We start from the raw sequence: 16,772 nt of genomic DNA on the forward strand, positions 1-16,772 counted from the left end.
CGGCGCTCAGGCCACCCCACGGCCGAAGCCGCGGCGGTAGGCCGTGGGGGAGGTGCGCATCACGCGGCCGAAGTGGTGGCGGAAGGTCGCGGCGCTTTCGAAGCCGACGGCGGTGGCGATCTCCTCCACCGAGCCGTCCGGGGATTCGAGCAGCGGCAGGCTGGCCGCGATGCGCTGGGTGACGACCCAGCGCATCGGGCTGGTGCCGTTGCGGGCGGTGAAGTGGCGCAGGTAGGAGCGGTCCGACATCCGGGCGGCGCGGGCCAGCAGGGAGATGGTCAGCGGGGAGGAGAGGTGGTCCATCGCCCACTGCATGGAGCGGGCGATGCCGTCGTCCTCTCCCTCGACCGGCCGGACCGCGGCCTCGATGAACTGGGCCTGGCCGCCGTCCCGGTGGGGCGGCACCACGAAGCGGCGGGCGACGCTGTTGGCCACCTTGGCGCCGTGGTCGCGGCGGACCAGGTGGAGGCAGAGGTCGATGCCGGCGGCGCTGCCGGCGCTCGTCAGCACGGAGCCGCCGTCCACGTAGAGGACGTCCGGGTTGACGCGCACCGACGGGTGGCGCTGCTGGAGCAGTTCGGCGTACCGCCAGTGCGTGGTGGCCTCGTGGCCGTCCAGCAGGCCGGCGGCGGCCAGCGCGAAGGCGCCCGAGCAGATCGAGACGATCCGGGCGCCGCGTTCGTGCGCCGTGCGCAGCGCGGCGACCAGGCCGGGGGGTGCCCCCACGCCGCTGAAGGCGTTCGGCACCCCGGGGATCACCACGGTGTCGGCGGCGGCGAGGTCGTCGAGGCCGTGATGGGCGGTGAGCGAGAAGCCGCCGACGGCCCGCAGGGCGGTGCCCGGCCGGTCGGCGCAGACCTTCAGCCCGTACCAGGGGGCCGCCAGCAGTCCGCTGAGCTCCGGCCTGGCCAGCCCGAACACCTCGACCACCACGCCGAGTTCGAACGGTGTCATGCCGTCGAAGGCGTACACCGCGACATCGTGGACCGGCTCCGGCCGCCGCCCGATCGCGACGGCCATCGGCCCGGTCGTCTGCCGGTCGGGCTGCTGCTGCTCGGCCATGGGGGACCCCCTGCTGACGGGTGGCGGGATGGCGGTGAGTGTAGCTGTTCCGGCCAGTGCGGAATTTCTCCGAGGACGACTGCAACCCCGGGCGCCCCCGCGCGTCCATCGATATGGGGGGCATCCGGAGCCGGAAGAGCGGTACTGGCAGGATTCCCGCAGATCACGATCTTGATCACAGGTCCTGACGGGCCGGCCGGTGCCGGATGCCGTCCTGGGGGAAAGCAGAACGTACATGTCCATGGCCATCGGGCCGATTGTGGGACCCGGGAGGGGCCGCGGCTTCTCCTTCGCCGGGCTGGCCGTTCTCTTCTTCGGAGCTCAGGAGGTCGCCGGCGCGACGGTCGGCGCGGGCCCGGAGCAGGAGGCGGCGCAGCGCCGTTCGGGCTTCCGACTGCTTCGCGGGGGGCGCAAGCAGGCGGCCGAGGAGGAGCGGCCGACCCTGACCGACCTCTACCACGCGCACCGGCTGGGCCTGGTACGGATGGCGGTCCTCCTGGTCGACCATCAGGACCTGGCCGAGGACGTGGTCCAGGAGGCCTTCACCCAGCTCTACCAGCGCCACGGGGAGCAGCTGGAGGACTTGGACAACGCGCTCGGGTACCTGCGGACCTCCGTGGTCAACGGTGCCCGGTCGATGCTGCGGCGCCGGAAGACGGCCCGCGAATACGTACCTCCGCACGAGGCCGATGCGCCGTCGGCCGAGGACCACGCCGTGCTCAACGACGAGCACCGGCGGGTTCTGGTCGCCCTGCAGGAACTGACCCCACGCCAGCGCGAGGTCCTCGTGCTGCGCTACTGGTCGGACCTGTCGGAGGCGCAGATAGCCGAGACCCTGGGGCTCTCCCGGGGCGCCGTGAAGTCCACCGCCAGCCGGGCATTGGACGCCTTGGAAAAGCATCTGGAGAAGGTTCGATGACCGACAAGCTTCCCCGCCTATCCGGCGGCGACAGTGGCGGGCCGGACGACACCCCGATGGAACGGCTGCTCCGCGAGGCGATGAACGCCCGCGCGACGCAGATCACCGCGCACAGCCTCCGCCCGTCCGCCCCGCCGAAGAACCGGGTGCGCCGGCTGCGGCCGGCGTACATCGCCGCCGTGCCGCTGTTCGGCCTGGCCGCCGCGATGGCGTTCGGCGTGCTCGGATTCCGCGGCGACTCCGTCGCCGAGCAGCAGGACCCGGGACCGGCCGCCAGCGCCACCGCCACCGAAACGGTCACGGCGAGCCCGAGCCCGACGGCGGAGTCGACGCCCTCGCAGAGCCCGACCGCGACCCCGACCTCCACCTCTCCCCCGGCGGCCGATCCGGGGGAGGGGGACGAGCCCGCGACGCCGGCCGGCGCCGCCACGTCGCCCGCCGCCCCGACCAGCAGCGCACCGCCGCAGTCGGCCTCCGTCCCGTACACCTTCCGTGGCGTCAAGTTCAAGGTGCCGGCGGGGTGGAAGGTGGTGCCGCCCGGCCCGTCGCAGACCTCGGTGTGCGTCCTGAGCCCGGGGGCGCCCGCGGGCGCCGAGCAGACGTGCGCGCCCTACGGCGTGCTGATCGCGTCCTACCTCACCGCGGACGAGGTCGAACACGCGACCTGGCCCACGGCGTCCGACCTGGACGCACCGGACGGCTTCAGCCACCAGCCCTACTGCCCGGTCTGGGGCCGCCCGTACGTCCCCGACGGGCCCATGAAGATCGGTACGCCGGTGCGCAGTCGCGACATCGTGGCCGGGCGGCCGATCAACAAGACGCAGTGGCAGGTCACCTGCAAGCCCGGGGACGAGTTCACCGCACAGCTGTGGGGGCTGAAGACGGATCAGGTCTTCATCGCCGCGAACGGTCTCAAGCCGGAGTACCAGTCGGCCCTGGTGTCGATCCTCGACACCATCGACCTCAGCGGCCGCCAGGCCCCGCCGGCGGCAACGGGCCAGGCCGTCGCGGTCACCGTCGACGGTCTCGGAACGGGCCAGCTGGTGCCGAACGACGGCAGCCCGGTGGCCTTCTCGGTCACCTTCAAGAACACCGGCCAGACCAACTTCAGCTCCGTCGTTCCCCAGGTGTACGCGGAGGCCTACGCCGGCAGCCAGCCGGCCGTGCACGGGGCGATGGAGCGCCAGGACGGTGCCACCTGGACCCCCCTGGACATCGCCCAGCCGGCGGCGGGCAAGCCGGCCACGGCCGGTGCCTTCGCACTGGCTCCCGGGCAGAGCGTGACGGTGAAATACCGGATGAAGCTGACCGGCGAGGACGGCGTCGGGGTGATGCCGGTGACCGCGAACGCGCTGATGATCCCGGATCAGGGCCCGTTCACCGCGCTCGGCACCCGCAGCATCCCGGTCCGGGTGGTCGTCAAGTAGCGCGCCTGTTCGGCCCGGTGAGGCGCCGCGAGCAGGGTTCTCCCCGGTCGCGGCGCCTTTCGCGTGCCGTGGGAGACCTCTGTACGCCGAGCCGGTCGTCCTGCACCCCGCCGTGAAGTCCTGACCACGACGGCGACGGCCCGGCTCCCCTGACGCGGGGGAGCCGGGCCGTCACCGTCGCCACGGGCTCAGGCGAGCGAGGCCATCCACGTCTCGACGTCCTCGGCGCGCCGGGGGAGGCCGGCCGAGAGGTTCTCGTTGCCGTCGGCGGTGACCAGGATGTCGTCCTCGATCCGGACGCCGATGCCGCGGTACTCCTCGGGCACCGTCAGGTCGTCCTGCTGGAAGTACAGGCCGGGCTCGACGGTGAGCACCATGCCGGGCACCAGCAGCGCGTCGACGTGCTCCTCGGTGCGGGAGTGCGCGCAGTCGTGGACGTCCAGGCCGAGCATGTGGCCGGTGCCGTGCAGGGTCCAGCGGCGCTGGAGGCCCAGCTCCAGGACCTTCTCGACGTCGTACGCCGAGGCGTCCAGCAGGCCCCAGGCGAGCAGGCGCTCGGCGAGCACGCGCTGGGAGGCGTCGTGGAAGTCGCGGAACCGGGCGCCCGGCTTCACGGCCGCGATGCCGGCCTCCTGCGCGTCGTAGACCGCGTCGTAGATCTTGCGCTGGAGCTCGTTGAACCGGCCGTCGATCGGCAGCGTGCGGGTGACGTCGGCGGTGTAGAGGGTGTGCGTCTCCACGCCGGCGTCCAGCAGCAGCAGCTCGCCCGGGCGGACCTCGCCGTCGTTGCGGACCCAGTGCAGGGTGGTGGCGTGCGGGCCGGCGGCGCAGATGGAGCCGTAGCCGACGTCGTTGCCCTCGACCCGGGCGCGGCGCCAGAAGGTGCCCTCGATCCAGCGCTCCGAGGTGGCGACGGCCTGGCCCAGCTCGCGGACCACGTCGGTGAAGCCGTTGACGGTGGCGGTGCAGGCGGCGCGCAGCTCGCCGACTTCCCACTCGTCCTTGACCAGCCGCAGGCCGCTCAGGAACTCCTTGAGCTCGGCGTCCTTGTCGGCGTCCAGCACGTCGGCGAGCGCGGCCTCCAGCCCGGCGTCGTAGCCGCGCACGATGCGGGTCGGGACGGAGCCGCCCTTGGCCCGCTCGGCCAGCTCGTCGGCGGCCTTGCGGACGTCGCGGGCGGGCAGGCCGAGCAGCTGCTGCTGCTCGGTGAGGCTGTGCCGGCGGCCGACCCAGAGCTCGCCGTACCCGTCCAGCCAGAACTCGCCGTTCTCCCTGTTCGAGCGGGGCAGCAGGTAGAGCCCGAACTCGTGGCCGGCGTCGCCGGTGGGCTCGGCGACCAGCACCGCGTCCTCGGTCTGGTCACCGGTGAGGTGCACGTACTCGCTGGCGGCGCGGAAGCCGTAGTCGGTGTCGTTGGCGCGCACCCGCAGGTTGCCGGCCGGGACGACGAGGCGCTCGCCGGGGTAGGCGGCGGAGAGCCGGGCACGGCGCTCGGCGGCGTACGGGGCCTGGGCGACCGGGGTGAGGCCGTGCAGCTCGGTGTCGGCCCAGCCGGACTTCATCGAGGCGGCCAGCTCGTCGGAGACCTCCGAGTAGAGGCCGTTCTTGCGGCCACCCTTGAACTTCGGCGTCTCGTCGCCGCCGGCGGCCTCGGGGTTCTCGGCCACCGCCGGGGTGCGGTCCTCGGTCACGTACGTCGCCTCCTTGCGCGTGGTGCCGCCCGGGCCGCGTCGGATCGCGACGCGCGTGGGCGGCCGTGCGTCCATGGTACGGACGCCCGGCCGCTCGCCTGTCCGGGGTCATGACAGCGGGCGCCGGTGCCTACGTGAAGCGGGCGGCCAGCAGCATCAGGTCGTCGGTGGCGGGCCCGGCGCCCGGGCCGGGGCAGACGGCCAGCAGGTGGGCGCAGAGCCGGTCCGGGTCGATCCGCACGTCGCGCGGGGCGTCGGCGGCGGCCCGGCGCAGGTTGGCCTGCCCGGCGTGGAGGGTCGGGCCGCAGCGGCGGGCCAGGCCCTCGGTGTAGAGCAGCAGGGTGTCGCCGCGCTCGGCGGTCAGCTCGACGCCCGGCGCCTCCCAGCAGGACAGCATGCCGAGCGGCGCGGAGAGCGAGGTCTCCACGAACTCGGCGCCGTACCGGGTGACCAGCACCGGCGGGCAGTGCCCCGCGCCGGCCATGGTGATCCGGCGGTCCTCCGGCTCCACCCAGGCGTAGACGGCGGTGGCGCTGCGGGCCGGTTCGGTGGTCTTGAGCAGCAGCTCGAGGTCCCCGAGGACGGAGACCGGGTCCTCGCCCTCCAGCACCGCGTACGCCCGCAGCGCCGCCCGGATCCGGCCCATCGCGGCGGCCGCGCCGGGGGCGGAGCCCGGTCCGGCGCCGGGGCCGTCGCCGGAGACGCTGCCCACGGTCAGGCCGACGGTGCCGTCCGGCAGCGGGATGGCGTCGTACCAGTCGCTGCCGGCCGAGTGGTCCAGGCCGGCCGGGACCAGCCGGGCGGCCAGCCTGAGCCCGGCGGGCTGCGGGAGGCGGTCGGGCAGCAGCCCGCGGCGCAGCGCCTCGGTGGTGCGCCGGACCTTCTCCGCGTCCAGTTGCTTGGCCAGCAGCGGAGCGGCGACCTCGCAGTACCGGCGGGCCAGCTCGCGCTGGCGCTCGGTGGGCCCGGCGGGTTCGTCGTAGAACCAGAGGGCGGCGGCCAGCGGGCCCTCCTCCTCGGTGGCGAGCGGCAGGCCGTAGCAGCCGCCGAGGCCGAGGTGGGCGGCGAGCTCGCGCAGCCGGGCGCCGACCGCGGGGTCGTCGGCGAGGTCGTGGGAGGACAACTCGGCCGGGCGGTCGTGTTCGCGCAGCAGCCGGGCGACCAGGCTCTGGTCCGGCGGCACCGTCTCCAGCGAGCCGAGGCTGGCGCGGTCCAGGCCGTGGCCGACGGGCTGGCTGGGGCCGCCGCCGGGCAGCGCGGTGACCAGCAGGGCGCGGCGGGCGCCGAGCAGCGCGGTGCCGGAGGCCAGCACGGTGTCCAGCGTGGCGGTCAGGCCGCGGGCGCGGGCGAGCAGCTCGGTGTGCTCGTGCAGGCTGGTGAAATCGGACAGTCGTCCGGCCAAACGGTCCTGCACGCCGGACGGGGGCGCGGTGCGGCCCTCGGTGACGCTGCCCTGATCGCCGACGGGGCCGTCCTGCTCCCCGGTCGGTCCGGTGTGCTCGTCGGCCTCCCCGGCGGCGGGGCCGGGGAAGCCCGGATGGTCGAGCACCGAGAGCCCGCTGGCGCCGCAGGGCTCACCCGGCTCGGAGGACGTCGACGGTGGGTGGGACTCGGTCATGCCGCCACTCCTGACGCGGTGGTACGTGTCATGCGGAACCCCCCAGGTACGGCCGGGTGGGGCGAGGACGGCCACAGGGCGCGTTTCGCCTCGATTCGCTACTACTCGTCATTGAATCGACAGCAATGCCACCACTTCTACACAGGCCATTCGGGGCATGTCCAGATCCGTGACGACGCAGGCGGCCGGTTCCACCTCCCCCGGAGTCCGCTCTGGGGGCGCGTTCCGTCTGTGCGCGCGCCGGTCGGTGCCGAGGGCATGGAGCGGACGAGAACGGGCAGAACCGTGAGGACGGCTCCGGTGGCCGTCCGGATCGTATGCTTTCGCCGCCCGTGAGCCGGGTCGGCCGGAAGTCACTCACTCGTACGGTGGAACCAACCGCGCCCGGGCGGCGTCCATCCGGTCGCATACGGGATTCTCGTTCCAAGGGCTGTTCTAATCCGCGGTCCTTTCAGGTCGTGCTCCACACCGTGCTCCACCGCTGCCACGCCGCTCGTCGTGCGCTCCCGCCCCCTTTTCTCCGGGCCGGTGCGGCGTACCCCGAGGCGGGCCGGCGGGCCCGGAGCGAACCGAGCGGTCACGGAAAGGAACGAGCGCCATGCGTGAGAACCCGAGGAACAGCCGTTCGCAGGCCCGAGCCGCCCGGCTGGCCGAGGCCCTGGCGGCCGCCGTCGACCACCGCTGGCCCGTCGTGCCCGGCACGCTGGTGCTGGGCGGCGCCTGCTCCTGCGGCGACCCCGCCTGCCCCGTCCCCGGCGCCCACCCGCACGACCCCCCGCTGCTCGCGGCCACCACCGACGCCCGGATGGTGCGGTGGTGGTGGGAGCGGCAGAGCCCGGACGCGCCCGTCCTGGCCGCGACCGGTGGGACCGTCTCGGCGGTCAGCCTGCCTGAGGCGGCCGGCGCCCGGGCACTCGCCTACCTCGGCGCGCTGCGCCTGCCGCTCGGCCCGGTGCTGGCGCTGCCCGGACGCTACGCGCTGCTGGTCGCTCCCTACTCACTGGAGGCGCTCGGCGAGATGCTCGCCCAACTCCCTTGGGTGCCGGGCTCGTTGCGCTACCACGGGACGGGCGGCTTCCTGCCGCTGCCGCCCGGCGGCGGGGCGGGCGGCCGGGTGCGCTGGGTGCTGGCGCCCCGCCCGGCGGTCGACGGCGGGGTCTGGCTGCCCCAGGTCGGGCCGCTGCTGGGCGAGTTGGTCGAGGCGACGGTCCGGCTGGACAGCGGGCGCTCGGCATACTGATCGGGCACGCTCGAACCGGATGATCCTCGGCGCGGCCGAACCGGATGATCCGGAAAAACAAAGATCCGGCCGCTGGCGACGGGGGATGCACCAGCGACCGGACTCTTTAGACAGTAACAAGGATCCGCGGCCACGCCAATTTCCAAGAGGCCTTCACAGCCCGGAAATTGCGGTCCCGACGGCCAATGTGACGCGTATCACCCGGATCCCGGGTGCCTTTAGTTCAGGGTGACCTGACGGTTCACCAGGTTTGCCCGGGCGCGCCGCTCCTCGGCGGTCAGCGGCGTGGCATCGACCAGCGTCGCGGCGAGCCGCTCGGCGAACTCGGCGGCCGGCTTCTCGCAGTCGGCCGCCGTCATCGCGAGCGGCAGGTCCCAGACCGGGACGGTCAGGCCGTGCGCGCGGAACGAGCCGACCAGGCGGGTGTCCTCGCCGATCGAGGACCGGTCGGCGGCGGTCAGCCGGGCCAGCGCGTCCAGCAGCTGCTCCTCCGGGACGGTCATCACCCAGCGCAGGTGGTTCTTGTCCGGGGTGCCGCACCAGTACGCCGAGTCGACGCTGTCCAGCTTCTCGGTGGGGATCGCCGAGGCGTTGGCGCGCTCCAGCGAGGCGGCCACCTCGCCGGTGGCGGTCTCGGCGTCCTCCAGCCAGAACTCGAAGCCGGTGTGCACGGCGGGCGCGAAGGCGGCGTCGAGGTCCAGCAGGTCCTGCAGGCGGCGGCCGCCCGGGACGGTGCGGCGGGCCGGCACCGGGGTGCCCGGCTCGGTGGCCAGCGCCAGCTCCAGGGCGTCCGCCAGGTCGCGGCTCAGGTCGCCGGAGGCGGACTGGGTCTGCAGGCCGAGCAGGATCGAGCCGTCCTGGCGGCGCAGCGCCGGCCAGGCCAGCGGCAGGACGGTGGCCAGCGTCACCGACGGGACGTCACCGTTGGCGGCCTCGGCCACCCCTGCGGCCAGCGTCAGCGGCGCCGTCGCGGCCGGCACCAGCTCGCGCAGCGCCACCCAGTCGGCCTCGCCCGGCAGGCCCTCGAACGGGCGGTGCACCAGCTCCTGCACGGCGTGCGAGGCCTCCCGGCCGTGGCAGGCCTTGTACCGGCGGCCCGAACCGCAGGGGCAGTTCTCGCGGGCCCCGACCACGGGGATCTCACCCGTGACGGCGGTGGTGGACTGGCTGCGCTGCGGCGCCTTCTTGGCGGCCTTCTTGCCCATGGTGCGGCTCTCCCGGGGACGGTTGTGTTGTGCTCCGGGCAGCCTACTGACGTTCTCCCGGCACGTGGGCACGCACCGGGACGCCGAGCGGGGCGGGGTGTCCGCAGACGGTCAGGCGCTGCGGGCATCACCGCCTGCGCGCCGGGCGTGCCGGGCCCGGGCGGGCAGCGCCGCCCACACCGTGACCTCGCCGGGCGCGTCGCGCACGCCCCAGTCGCTGGCCAGCCGGCCGACGATGCCCAGCCCGCGGCCGCCGCGCGAGGTCAGCGACGGGCTGGCCGGGGACGGCCGGGTCTGCGACCCGCCGTCGGTCACCTCCAGGGTGAGGATTCCGTCCGCGTGCATCTGCCAGCGGACCAGGATGCCGCCGTCGGCCTCTCCGTCGGCCGGCTGGGCCTGCGCCCGGGTCTTGGCGCCCGCTGCACCGGCGGCCCCGGAGGGGACGCCGACCAGCACCTGGTCCACCACCTCGGCGCGGGCACTGCGGCCGAGCGCGAGGAGCGGGCCGAGTGGCCGGGCGTATCGACAGGCATTGCTCAGCAGTTCGGAAAGGATCAGAACAGCATCATCAATGACCGGTTCCGGTATCTCCCGGTCACCCAGATCTCGACGCAGTCGGCGCCGTGCGACCCCGACACTCGCTGGGCCGTGCGGCACTGCCATGGTCGATGAAGTCGGCACTTCACGCGCCACCATCAACGCCACCCCCGGACCTCCTTCAGCGTATGCCGAGGGATGGATGCCCCTTGGTAATGCGTCGGAAACGACCGCGCGGCGATCCCGCGCGGACATTTCAAGACCCGCGACCCTCGGTGCGCGACAGGTGATTCGGTGCTCACCCTCCGTCGTTAAAACGGATAATCTCCGGCACAAACGATCGTGGAAGGTTTGCGTTCCTCCCGGAACGATCAACCGACCGGCGACCGGACGGACGGACGGGCGACCCGACGGGCGACCGAGCGAACGAACCGGAACGGGATCACCGGCCGAGCTGGGCCAGCACCTCCGCCGGGCGGTTGGTGATGATCGCCGACACCCCGAGCTCCAGACAGAGCTCCACGTCGGCCGGCTCGTCCACGGTCCAGACGTGCACCTGGTGGCCCAGCTCGCGCAGCCGCGTCACCAGCCGGGGCCTGGCCCGCACCAGGTCGATGCCCGGCCCGGCGATCCGGGCCCGGCCCGGCAGGGGCGCGCCCGGGCGCAGCCGGCCCTGGAGCGCCAGCATCCGCTCGAACAGGAAGACCCGCGGGTACTCCGGCGCGGCGGCGGCCACCCGGGTCAGGGCCAGCGAGGAGAAGCTCATGATCCGGGCCTGCGGGCGGTCGTCCTCGCGGGGCTCCTCGCCCTGCTGCGCCCCGCCGATCTTGAACCGGTCGAGCATCCGCAGCAGCTCGCTCTCCACCCGCCCCCGGAAACGGACCGGGTGCTTGGTCTCGATCGCCAGGTCCACCGGCCGTCCGCAGTCCGCGACCAGCTCCAGCAGGCTCTCCAGCCGCAGCACGCCGCGCAGCTCCGGGTCCTCGCTCGGCACGCCGGTCTTCCACGCGCCGAAGTCGTGCGCCTCCAGCTGCGCCAGCGTCATCGCGGAAACCGTGCCGCGGCCGTCAGAGACCCGGCCGATCCGGCGGTCGTGGACGCAGACGAGCTCCCCGTCGGCGGTCACCCGGACGTCGCACTCGACGGCGTCCGCGCCCTCCTCGAGCGCCCGGCGGTAGGCCGCGAGCGTGTGCTCGGGCAGCGCGTGCGAGGAACCACGGTGGGCGATCACTTGGACGGGCGGCGCGGTGCGCGCCGTCGCCGGGGAGAGGTCTGGGCTGGTCACACCCTCCACGATAGGCGGCGGAAGTGACGCGAAAGCGAAGACGGCCCCAATCGAGGGGCCGTCTTCGGTGGAGCCGTCGCCGCTCGGGCGGCCGGGTCAGGCGGTGGGGGTCCCGGACGGCGCGGACCGGCGGGTCAGTGGGGTGAGCGCCCAGGTGGCCAGGGCCGGCACCAGGAAGCCGAACAGCGACGCCGAGGTCCACTCCTGCGGCGTGAAGTGCAGCGCCTCCTGGACGGAGGTCCAGAAGTCCGTCCACCAGCCGGCGATCGCGGTCGGCGCGATCAGCTGGTACACCGCGAAGCCGAGCGCCCACGGCAGCAGCATCAGCCAGCGGGACGGCGCGTCGTCGGCGAGGTTCCAGCCGCGCCGGCCGGCGCCGAGGAAGTAGTCCACCGCCAGCACCGCGAACATCGGCACGAACACCGAGCCGATCAGGCCCAGGAAGGCGTAGTAGGAGTCGGTGAACTCGGTGATCTGCAGCGCCAGCACCGTGATCAGCACACCGGTCCCGCCGGTGAGCACCCGGCGGTCCACCTTCGGCAGCAGGTTGTGGACCGACATCGCGGTCGAGTACACGTTGGCGAAGGACTGGTCGGTCTCGCGCAGCACCAGGACCAGCAGGAAGAACCAGCCGGCCCAGACGCCCAGGAACGAGTCGAAGATCCTGGTGGCGTCGCCGTCGGACTGCAGCAGCGCGAACAGCCCGAGCACGTAGCACCAGACCTGGGCGACGGTGTAGCCGGAGAAGCTGCCCCAGAACGCGGCGCGCGGCGTGCGCGAGTGGCGGGTGTAGTCGGCGGCCAGCGGCACGAACGAGATCGAGACGGCGATCATCGCGTCGGTGGCCTTCAGGAAGCCGTGCCAGTTGCCCGCGCCCGGGTCCGGCACGCCGTGGCGGCCCAGCTGGACGGTGAAGTACACCATCGCGACCGCCACCGCCGCGGCGACGAAACGGCGCAGCACCGCGATCGCGCCCAGCGGCCAGATGGTCAGCGCGGTCGTCACCGCACCGGCCAGCACGACGAACACCCAGCGGTAGCCCTCGGTGTGCGCCACGGTCTGCGCGCCCATCGCGATGACCAGCAGCTCGTACACGCCCCAGCCGATGCACTGGACGATGTTCAGCACGGTCGGGACGTACGAGAGCCGCGTCCCGAACAGCCCGCGCAGGTTCGCCATCGCCGGCGCACCGGTTCGCGCCCCGATCAGCGCGGCCACGCCGAGCATCGCCGTGCCGGCCACGGTGCCGGCCACGATCGCGGTGACGGCGGCGGCCAGCGACAGCTCGCTGCCCTGCGCGCCGAGCACGGTGGCGGCGGTGGTGAAGCCGATCAGGCTGACGCCGAGGTTCATCCAGAGCGCGAAGTGGTCCCGGAAGCGGAGCGTGCGCGGCGGCGCGGTGTCCAGGACGAGCGGCGCCTCGACCCGCTCGGTCCGCTGCGGACGGTCCAGCGCGGCGGTGGAACCGGAGGCGGGGGCGGCCGCGTCGGAATCAGCGGTCGTGGGGTGGACGTCCGGGGACGACCCGGGGAAATCCTTGGACGCGGGCGCGCCCGAAGAAGAGGATGGCGAAGCAGGCGGCATGGCCGATACTCCCTACGCCGGCATTACCCGGACAGGTTCCGGCGGTCTGCGCCCCCTCGACGATCCGTCCACGGAGTCCGTGGCGTACGGTCGACCGGCGCACTCTCAGCCTGGTGGGTCCAAGCTCCCGCGTGTCAGTTTGGAGCGACAGGCTAACCGGCGCGGGGGTGTACGCCAAGGCCAGGCGCCTGCGGTCCGCATCGCGGGACGCCGCGGAGGGTGGCCGGGGGCCGCCGGCCGGGGTGCCGGGCGGGGGTGTCGAATCGGGGCTGCTGTTGGACCGGGCTAAGGATTCTTATGAGTTCTTCAGAAGGGTCCTTACGGCAATCGAATCGAGTGTGCGAAAAACTATGGTTGTTGGTCCTGTCAGCTATGGAGGTCGTCCGTGAGCACCGAGCGCGAGATTGGGTCCACCGGGCCGCAGGGGGAGCAGCCCTCCGGTGGCCAGGGGGTGGTGGGTCCCGCTCCTGACGGCCCGGCGCAGTCCGCGTCCGCCGGTTCCGCCCCCGCAGAGGCGCCCGAGGCCGACTACACCCTGACCGACGCCGCGGCGGGTACGCCGGCCGCCGGCCGGTCGACGCCGACGCTGGCGTTCAGCAAGGTGGCCGCCCCCGAGCCGGCCGCCGCGCCCGCTGTGGAGGCCGCCCCGGCCGCTCCGGCCGCCCCCGCGGTGACCGACGCCGGGTACATCGACGCCCCGCCGCCGGTCCTGCCGCCCGCCCCGCCCGCGCCCGCCGCCCACGCGGCCCCCGCGGCCCCCGCGGCCCCGGCGCCCGCCGCTCCGGCCGGCAACCCGTACGCGACCCCGGCCGCGCCCGTCGCCCCGGTCGCGGCGGCCACCCCCGCCCACGACCCGTACGGCGCCCCGGCGGCCCCCGGCGCGCCCGCCGCGCCGGGCCAGCACCACCCGTTCGGCGCCGGCCAGCCGCTCGGCGGCTGGGGCATGCACGACTCCACCGCCGGTGGCGCCGGCGGTGCCGGCACGCCCGGTGGCCCCGGCTACCCCGGCGGCCCGCTCGGCTACCCGGGCGAGTACCCCGCCGCCCCCGAGCCCGGCGGCCCGCGCAAGAAGCGCGGCGGCCTGATCGCCCTGGTCGCCGCCGTCGCCCTCGTCGCCGGTGTGGCCGGCGGCGCGGTCGGCGTCACCATCGCCGACCGCAACGACACCAGCATCTCCGCCGCGGACGACCACAGGAGCACCCCCGTCCAGGCCAGCAACCCGGGCAAGAACGAGCCCGCCCCCGGTTCCGTCGCCGGCATCGCGCAGAAGGCGCTGCCCAGCGTCGTCACCATCAAGGCGCAGGGCAACGGCGAGTCCGGCACCGGCACCGGCTTCGTCTTCGACACCGAGGGCCACATCCTCACCAACAACCACGTTGTCGCGCCCGCCTCCAGCGGCGGAAAACTGACCGTCAAGTTCGCCGACGGCTCGTCCTACAACGCGTCCGTGCTCGGCCGCGCCGAGGGCTACGACGTCGCCGTCATCAAGCTCGACAGCCCGCCCAAGGGCAAGCTGACGCCGCTTCCGCTGGCCGACTCCGACAAGGTCAACGTCGGCGACTCCACCATCGCCATCGGTGCGCCGTACGGCCTGGAGTCCACCGTCACCACCGGCATCATCAGTGCCAAGGACCGCCCGGTCGCCTCCGGCGACGAGACCGGCGCCCAGTCCTCGTACATGAACGCCCTGCAGACCGACGCCTCCATCAACCCCGGCAACTCCGGCGGCCCGCTGCTGGACTCCAGCGGCGCGGTGATGGGCATCAACTCGGCGATCCAGTCCAACACCTCCAGCACCGGCCGGGCCGGCAGCATCGGCCTCGGCTTCGCCATCCCGATCAACCAGGCCAAGTGGGTCGCCGAGACGCTGATCAAGACCGGCAAGCCGGTCTACGCCAAGCTCGACGTCCTGCGCAACGACGACTACAAGGGCGACGGCGCCCAGATCCAGACCCGGGACATCCAGGGCACCCCCGCCGTCACCCCCGGCGGCGCCGCCGACAAGGCCGGCCTCAAGCCCGGCGACGTCATCACCAAGCTCGGCGGCAGCCCGATCGAGAACGGCCCCGCCCTGGTCAGCAAGATCTGGACGCACAAGCCCGGCGAGACCGTCGACGTCGAGTACACCCGCAACGGCCAGACCTTCACCACCAAGGTCACCCTCGCCGAGCGCGTCGGCGACTGACCGACCCCCTCGACCCCCGAAACCCGGTGCACCGAACCCCGCCGGACCCGTTAGGCTGACCTCCGCCTGGAGAGCTGCCCGAGCGGCCTAAGGGAACAGTCTTGAAAACTGTCGTGCGGTGACCCCGTACCGTGGGTTCGAATCCCACGCTCTCCGCTGGTGGGGAAAGACCTGATCAGAGCGGGTATCGGCTACATGCCGATACCCGCTCTTTTCGATTCCGTCCCGGGGTGTCCCACCCGGATGCCCCTCCGGACCACCCTGTGTGGAACGCCTGTGGAACGGATTCGGGCCCTACGCGGCGGGCTCGTCGCCGTCGAGGAACCGCTCGATCAGGCCATTCGCGCGCTCCTGCCGCCCGTTGATGACCTTCGCGTAGAACCGGAGCAGGACCGCCACGCTGTGCCCCGCCCGCCGGGCCACCTCGGTCTGGTCCACACCGGCCGCCAGCCACCCGGAGACGGCGGTATGACGGCAGGAGTAGGGCACCTCGGCGAGCTTGGTCTTCAGCTCCTTCGGGGTGAGGGCGATCCCCCGGGCCCGCTTCCAGACGGCCGCGGTCTCCTTGGTCAGCAGCCGCCCGCCCCGCGCCGCCCGGAACAGCCGGCCGTCCGGCGCCACCCCGTACGCGGCGACGTGCTCACGGAGCAACTGGACCAGCACGGGCGGGATCGGCACCTCGCGGGTGGCGTTCCGGGCCCGCCGCTTGAGGCCGCGCTCCTCGTGCGACTGGCCGTCGTTCGTCCAGCGCGACCCGACCCGGGGCGAGCTGCTGCCGAGCACCAGCTCGCCCCACCCGCTCTCCGGCAGGGTGCAGTCGACGAGACGCAGGTTCGTGGCCTCGGCCGGCCGCGTCGCGGCGTACAGGATGCATCCGTAGAACGCCCGCAGGTGCCGTCCCCGGGCCGAGGCCTGCCCGGTGGCCTCCAGCAGTGCCCGGCCCTGTTGCGGGCTGGGCACCCACCGGAAATCGATCTCGTCGCTCGTGGCCGGCGGCGTCCAGTCGACGAACTGGAGGGGGTTGCTGGGCAGCCGCCGGCGCTCGACCGCGTACCGCAGGGCGTTGTTGAAGACCATCCGCTTCCGGGTGAGCGTGGTGTCCGCGGCGACGCTCCCGTCCATCAGCCGGGCGATGGCCTCCAGCCCGCGGCGGACGTTCTCGGAGTCCTCCAACTGGCCCAGAGGGATGGACTTCTTGGTCACCCAGGCCAAGGCCGAGGTGATCTCCTCGGGCGGCTCGGCCAGGTGCTCGGAGAAGTTGAACGCCCAGCAGGAGAGCGCACGGCGGAGAACCTTCCGGTCCGGCTTCCCGCGACGATCCGTCACTAGCGCCTCGGTGAGTGTGGCCAGGGCATCCGCCCGGGTGGCGCGGTTCTTCGCCGACGAGCGCGTCCACTTCGCCTCGGCGTACTCCTTGGCGTGGGCGAACCACGACACCTGGTTCAGCTTCCGGAACTCGGACGCGGGCAGGCCGGTCTCGGTCTCGAACTGCTCGCCCTTGCGCATGGCGGTCAGCAGTTCCGCCCGCCGGCCGTCGGCGAGCGGGAAGGTGGCGAAGGTCGCGGAGTGGGGGTTCTTCCCCACGCGCCAGCGGAGTTGGTGCGGCCGTCGACCGCGTCCGAGATCGCGGATGGCGTGGATCTGGACGTCGTAGGTGAGCAATTGGGCTCCAGAAAGAGAGCAGCCCCCGGCCGAGTCGGCCGGGGGCTGCGAGGGAAGGGCGGGCGCGGTTCAGGCGGCGGCGTTCTGCTCCTGCGCGGCCCACCAGGCGTCGAGGTCGCTGCGGCGGACGCGGATCTGGTGGTTGGGGAGCTTGATGAGCTTCGGGGCCTTTCCGCGGGCGACCATGCGGTAGAAGGCGGAGCGGGACATCTCCAGCTCTTCGAGGACGGCGGCGAGCTTGAGCTTCGGGTCCTGCGTGGGCATGGCGGCGACTCCATCGGCGGGTGCGAATGGTGGTTGCGGAGTGTTACTGGCCCTCTCGCGGACGGAGGCGGAGGGCGGAAAGTGTCAGGGATG

13 protein-coding genes, 1 tRNA gene and 1 riboswitch are annotated in these 16,772 nt (G+C 73.4%); of the genes, 5 read left to right on the forward strand and 9 right to left on the reverse strand.

Annotated features, from left to right (window positions below):
• Positions 1-6 precede the first annotated feature (6 nt).
• On the reverse strand, positions 7-1,020 hold the full coding sequence (locus OG286_RS20905) for a helix-turn-helix domain-containing protein (RefSeq protein ID WP_405366071.1): 1,014 nt from the start codon (positions 1,018-1,020) through the stop codon (positions 7-9).
• Positions 1,021-1,297: 277 nt separating this feature from the next.
• Here OG286_RS20905 and OG286_RS20910 point away from each other — a divergent pair, with 277 nt between their 5' ends.
• Complete coding sequence (locus tag OG286_RS20910) at positions 1,298-1,981, forward strand: RNA polymerase sigma factor (protein WP_396324110.1); 684 nt, start codon at positions 1,298-1,300, stop codon at positions 1,979-1,981.
• Positions 1,978-3,408, forward strand: coding sequence for a hypothetical protein (locus tag OG286_RS20915; protein ID WP_396324109.1), 1,431 nt, complete (start codon positions 1,978-1,980; stop codon positions 3,406-3,408). Before OG286_RS20910 ends, OG286_RS20915 begins: the two co-directional genes overlap by 4 nt.
• A gap of 188 nt (positions 3,409-3,596) precedes the next feature.
• Here the strand turns inward: OG286_RS20915 and OG286_RS20920 are convergent, their stop codons facing one another.
• Positions 3,597-5,099, reverse strand: coding sequence for an aminopeptidase P family protein (locus OG286_RS20920; protein ID WP_396324108.1), 1,503 nt, complete (start codon positions 5,097-5,099; stop codon positions 3,597-3,599).
• Positions 5,100-5,229: 130 nt separating this feature from the next.
• Complete coding sequence (locus OG286_RS20925) at positions 5,230-6,717, reverse strand: PP2C family protein-serine/threonine phosphatase (RefSeq protein WP_396324107.1); 1,488 nt, start codon at positions 6,715-6,717, stop codon at positions 5,230-5,232.
• Positions 6,718-7,315: 598 nt separating this feature from the next.
• Between OG286_RS20925 and OG286_RS20930 the strand changes: the two genes are divergently transcribed.
• Entirely contained in the window at positions 7,316-7,957 is a 642-nt protein-coding gene (locus tag OG286_RS20930) for a bifunctional DNA primase/polymerase (RefSeq protein WP_396324106.1), read from the forward strand.
• A 218-nt stretch (positions 7,958-8,175) separates the two neighbouring features.
• Here OG286_RS20930 and OG286_RS20935 read toward each other — a convergent pair whose 3' ends face one another.
• The 4 genes from OG286_RS20935 to OG286_RS20950 form a co-directional block, all read right to left on the reverse strand.
• Positions 8,176-9,162: a DUF5926 family protein gene (locus tag OG286_RS20935; protein WP_405365664.1), complete on the reverse strand. Its 987-nt coding sequence runs from the start codon at positions 9,160-9,162 to the stop codon at positions 8,176-8,178.
• A 111-nt stretch (positions 9,163-9,273) separates the two neighbouring features.
• Complete coding sequence (locus OG286_RS20940; protein WP_396324128.1) at positions 9,274-9,867, reverse strand: ATP-binding protein; 594 nt, start codon at positions 9,865-9,867, stop codon at positions 9,274-9,276.
• 274 nt (positions 9,868-10,141) lie between these two features.
• The gene (locus OG286_RS20945) at positions 10,142-10,984 is read right to left on the reverse strand and encodes a glycerophosphodiester phosphodiesterase family protein (protein ID WP_396324104.1); all 843 of its coding nucleotides are present in this window, start codon (positions 10,982-10,984) and stop codon (positions 10,142-10,144) included.
• 96 nt (positions 10,985-11,080) lie between these two features.
• On the reverse strand, positions 11,081-12,568 hold the full coding sequence (locus OG286_RS20950; protein ID WP_405360509.1) for a purine-cytosine permease family protein: 1,488 nt from the start codon (positions 12,566-12,568) through the stop codon (positions 11,081-11,083).
• Positions 12,561-12,709, reverse strand: a riboswitch (TPP riboswitch). (Overlaps the previous gene by 8 nt.)
• 244 nt (positions 12,710-12,953) lie before the next feature.
• Between OG286_RS20950 and OG286_RS20955 the strand changes: the two genes are divergently transcribed.
• Positions 12,954-14,753, forward strand: a complete 1,800-nt coding sequence (locus tag OG286_RS20955; RefSeq protein ID WP_405360507.1) for a S1C family serine protease — start codon at positions 12,954-12,956, stop codon at positions 14,751-14,753.
• Between the two features lie 68 nt (positions 14,754-14,821).
• Positions 14,822-14,909 (forward strand) — tRNA-Ser (locus tag OG286_RS20960).
• Between the two features lie 138 nt (positions 14,910-15,047).
• On the opposite strand, the gene OG286_RS20965 is transcribed toward OG286_RS20960, so the two are convergent.
• Entirely contained in the window at positions 15,048-16,415 is a 1,368-nt protein-coding gene (locus OG286_RS20965; RefSeq protein WP_405360505.1) for a tyrosine-type recombinase/integrase, read from the reverse strand.
• A 69-nt stretch (positions 16,416-16,484) separates the two neighbouring features.
• Complete coding sequence (locus tag OG286_RS20970; RefSeq protein ID WP_328955754.1) at positions 16,485-16,679, reverse strand: helix-turn-helix domain-containing protein; 195 nt, start codon at positions 16,677-16,679, stop codon at positions 16,485-16,487.
• Between the last annotated feature and the right edge of the window lie 93 nt (positions 16,680-16,772).

This window comes from Kitasatospora sp. NBC_00039 (assembly GCF_045160625.1).
Taxonomy (GTDB): domain Bacteria; phylum Actinomycetota; class Actinomycetes; order Streptomycetales; family Streptomycetaceae; genus Kitasatospora.

Excerpts from the sequence above, each read along its gene's own strand:
- OG286_RS20905 (WP_405366071.1), bottom strand. The coding sequence starts at position 1,020 with ATGGCCGTCGCGATCGGGCGGCGGCCGGAGCCGGTCCACGATGTCGCG.
- OG286_RS20910 (WP_396324110.1), top strand. The coding sequence starts at position 1,298 with ATGTCCATGGCCATCGGGCCGATTGTGGGACCCGGGAGGGGCCGCGGC.
- OG286_RS20915 (WP_396324109.1), top strand. The coding sequence starts at position 1,978 with ATGACCGACAAGCTTCCCCGCCTATCCGGCGGCGACAGTGGCGGGCCG.
- OG286_RS20925 (WP_396324107.1), bottom strand. The coding sequence starts at position 6,717 with ATGACCGAGTCCCACCCACCGTCGACGTCCTCCGAGCCGGGTGAGCCC.
- OG286_RS20930 (WP_396324106.1), top strand. The coding sequence starts at position 7,316 with ATGCGTGAGAACCCGAGGAACAGCCGTTCGCAGGCCCGAGCCGCCCGG.
- OG286_RS20935 (WP_405365664.1), bottom strand. The coding sequence starts at position 9,162 with ATGGGCAAGAAGGCCGCCAAGAAGGCGCCGCAGCGCAGCCAGTCCACC.
- OG286_RS20950 (WP_405360509.1), bottom strand. The coding sequence starts at position 12,568 with ATGCCGCCTGCTTCGCCATCCTCTTCTTCGGGCGCGCCCGCGTCCAAG.
- OG286_RS20970 (WP_328955754.1), bottom strand. The coding sequence starts at position 16,679 with ATGCCCACGCAGGACCCGAAGCTCAAGCTCGCCGCCGTCCTCGAAGAG.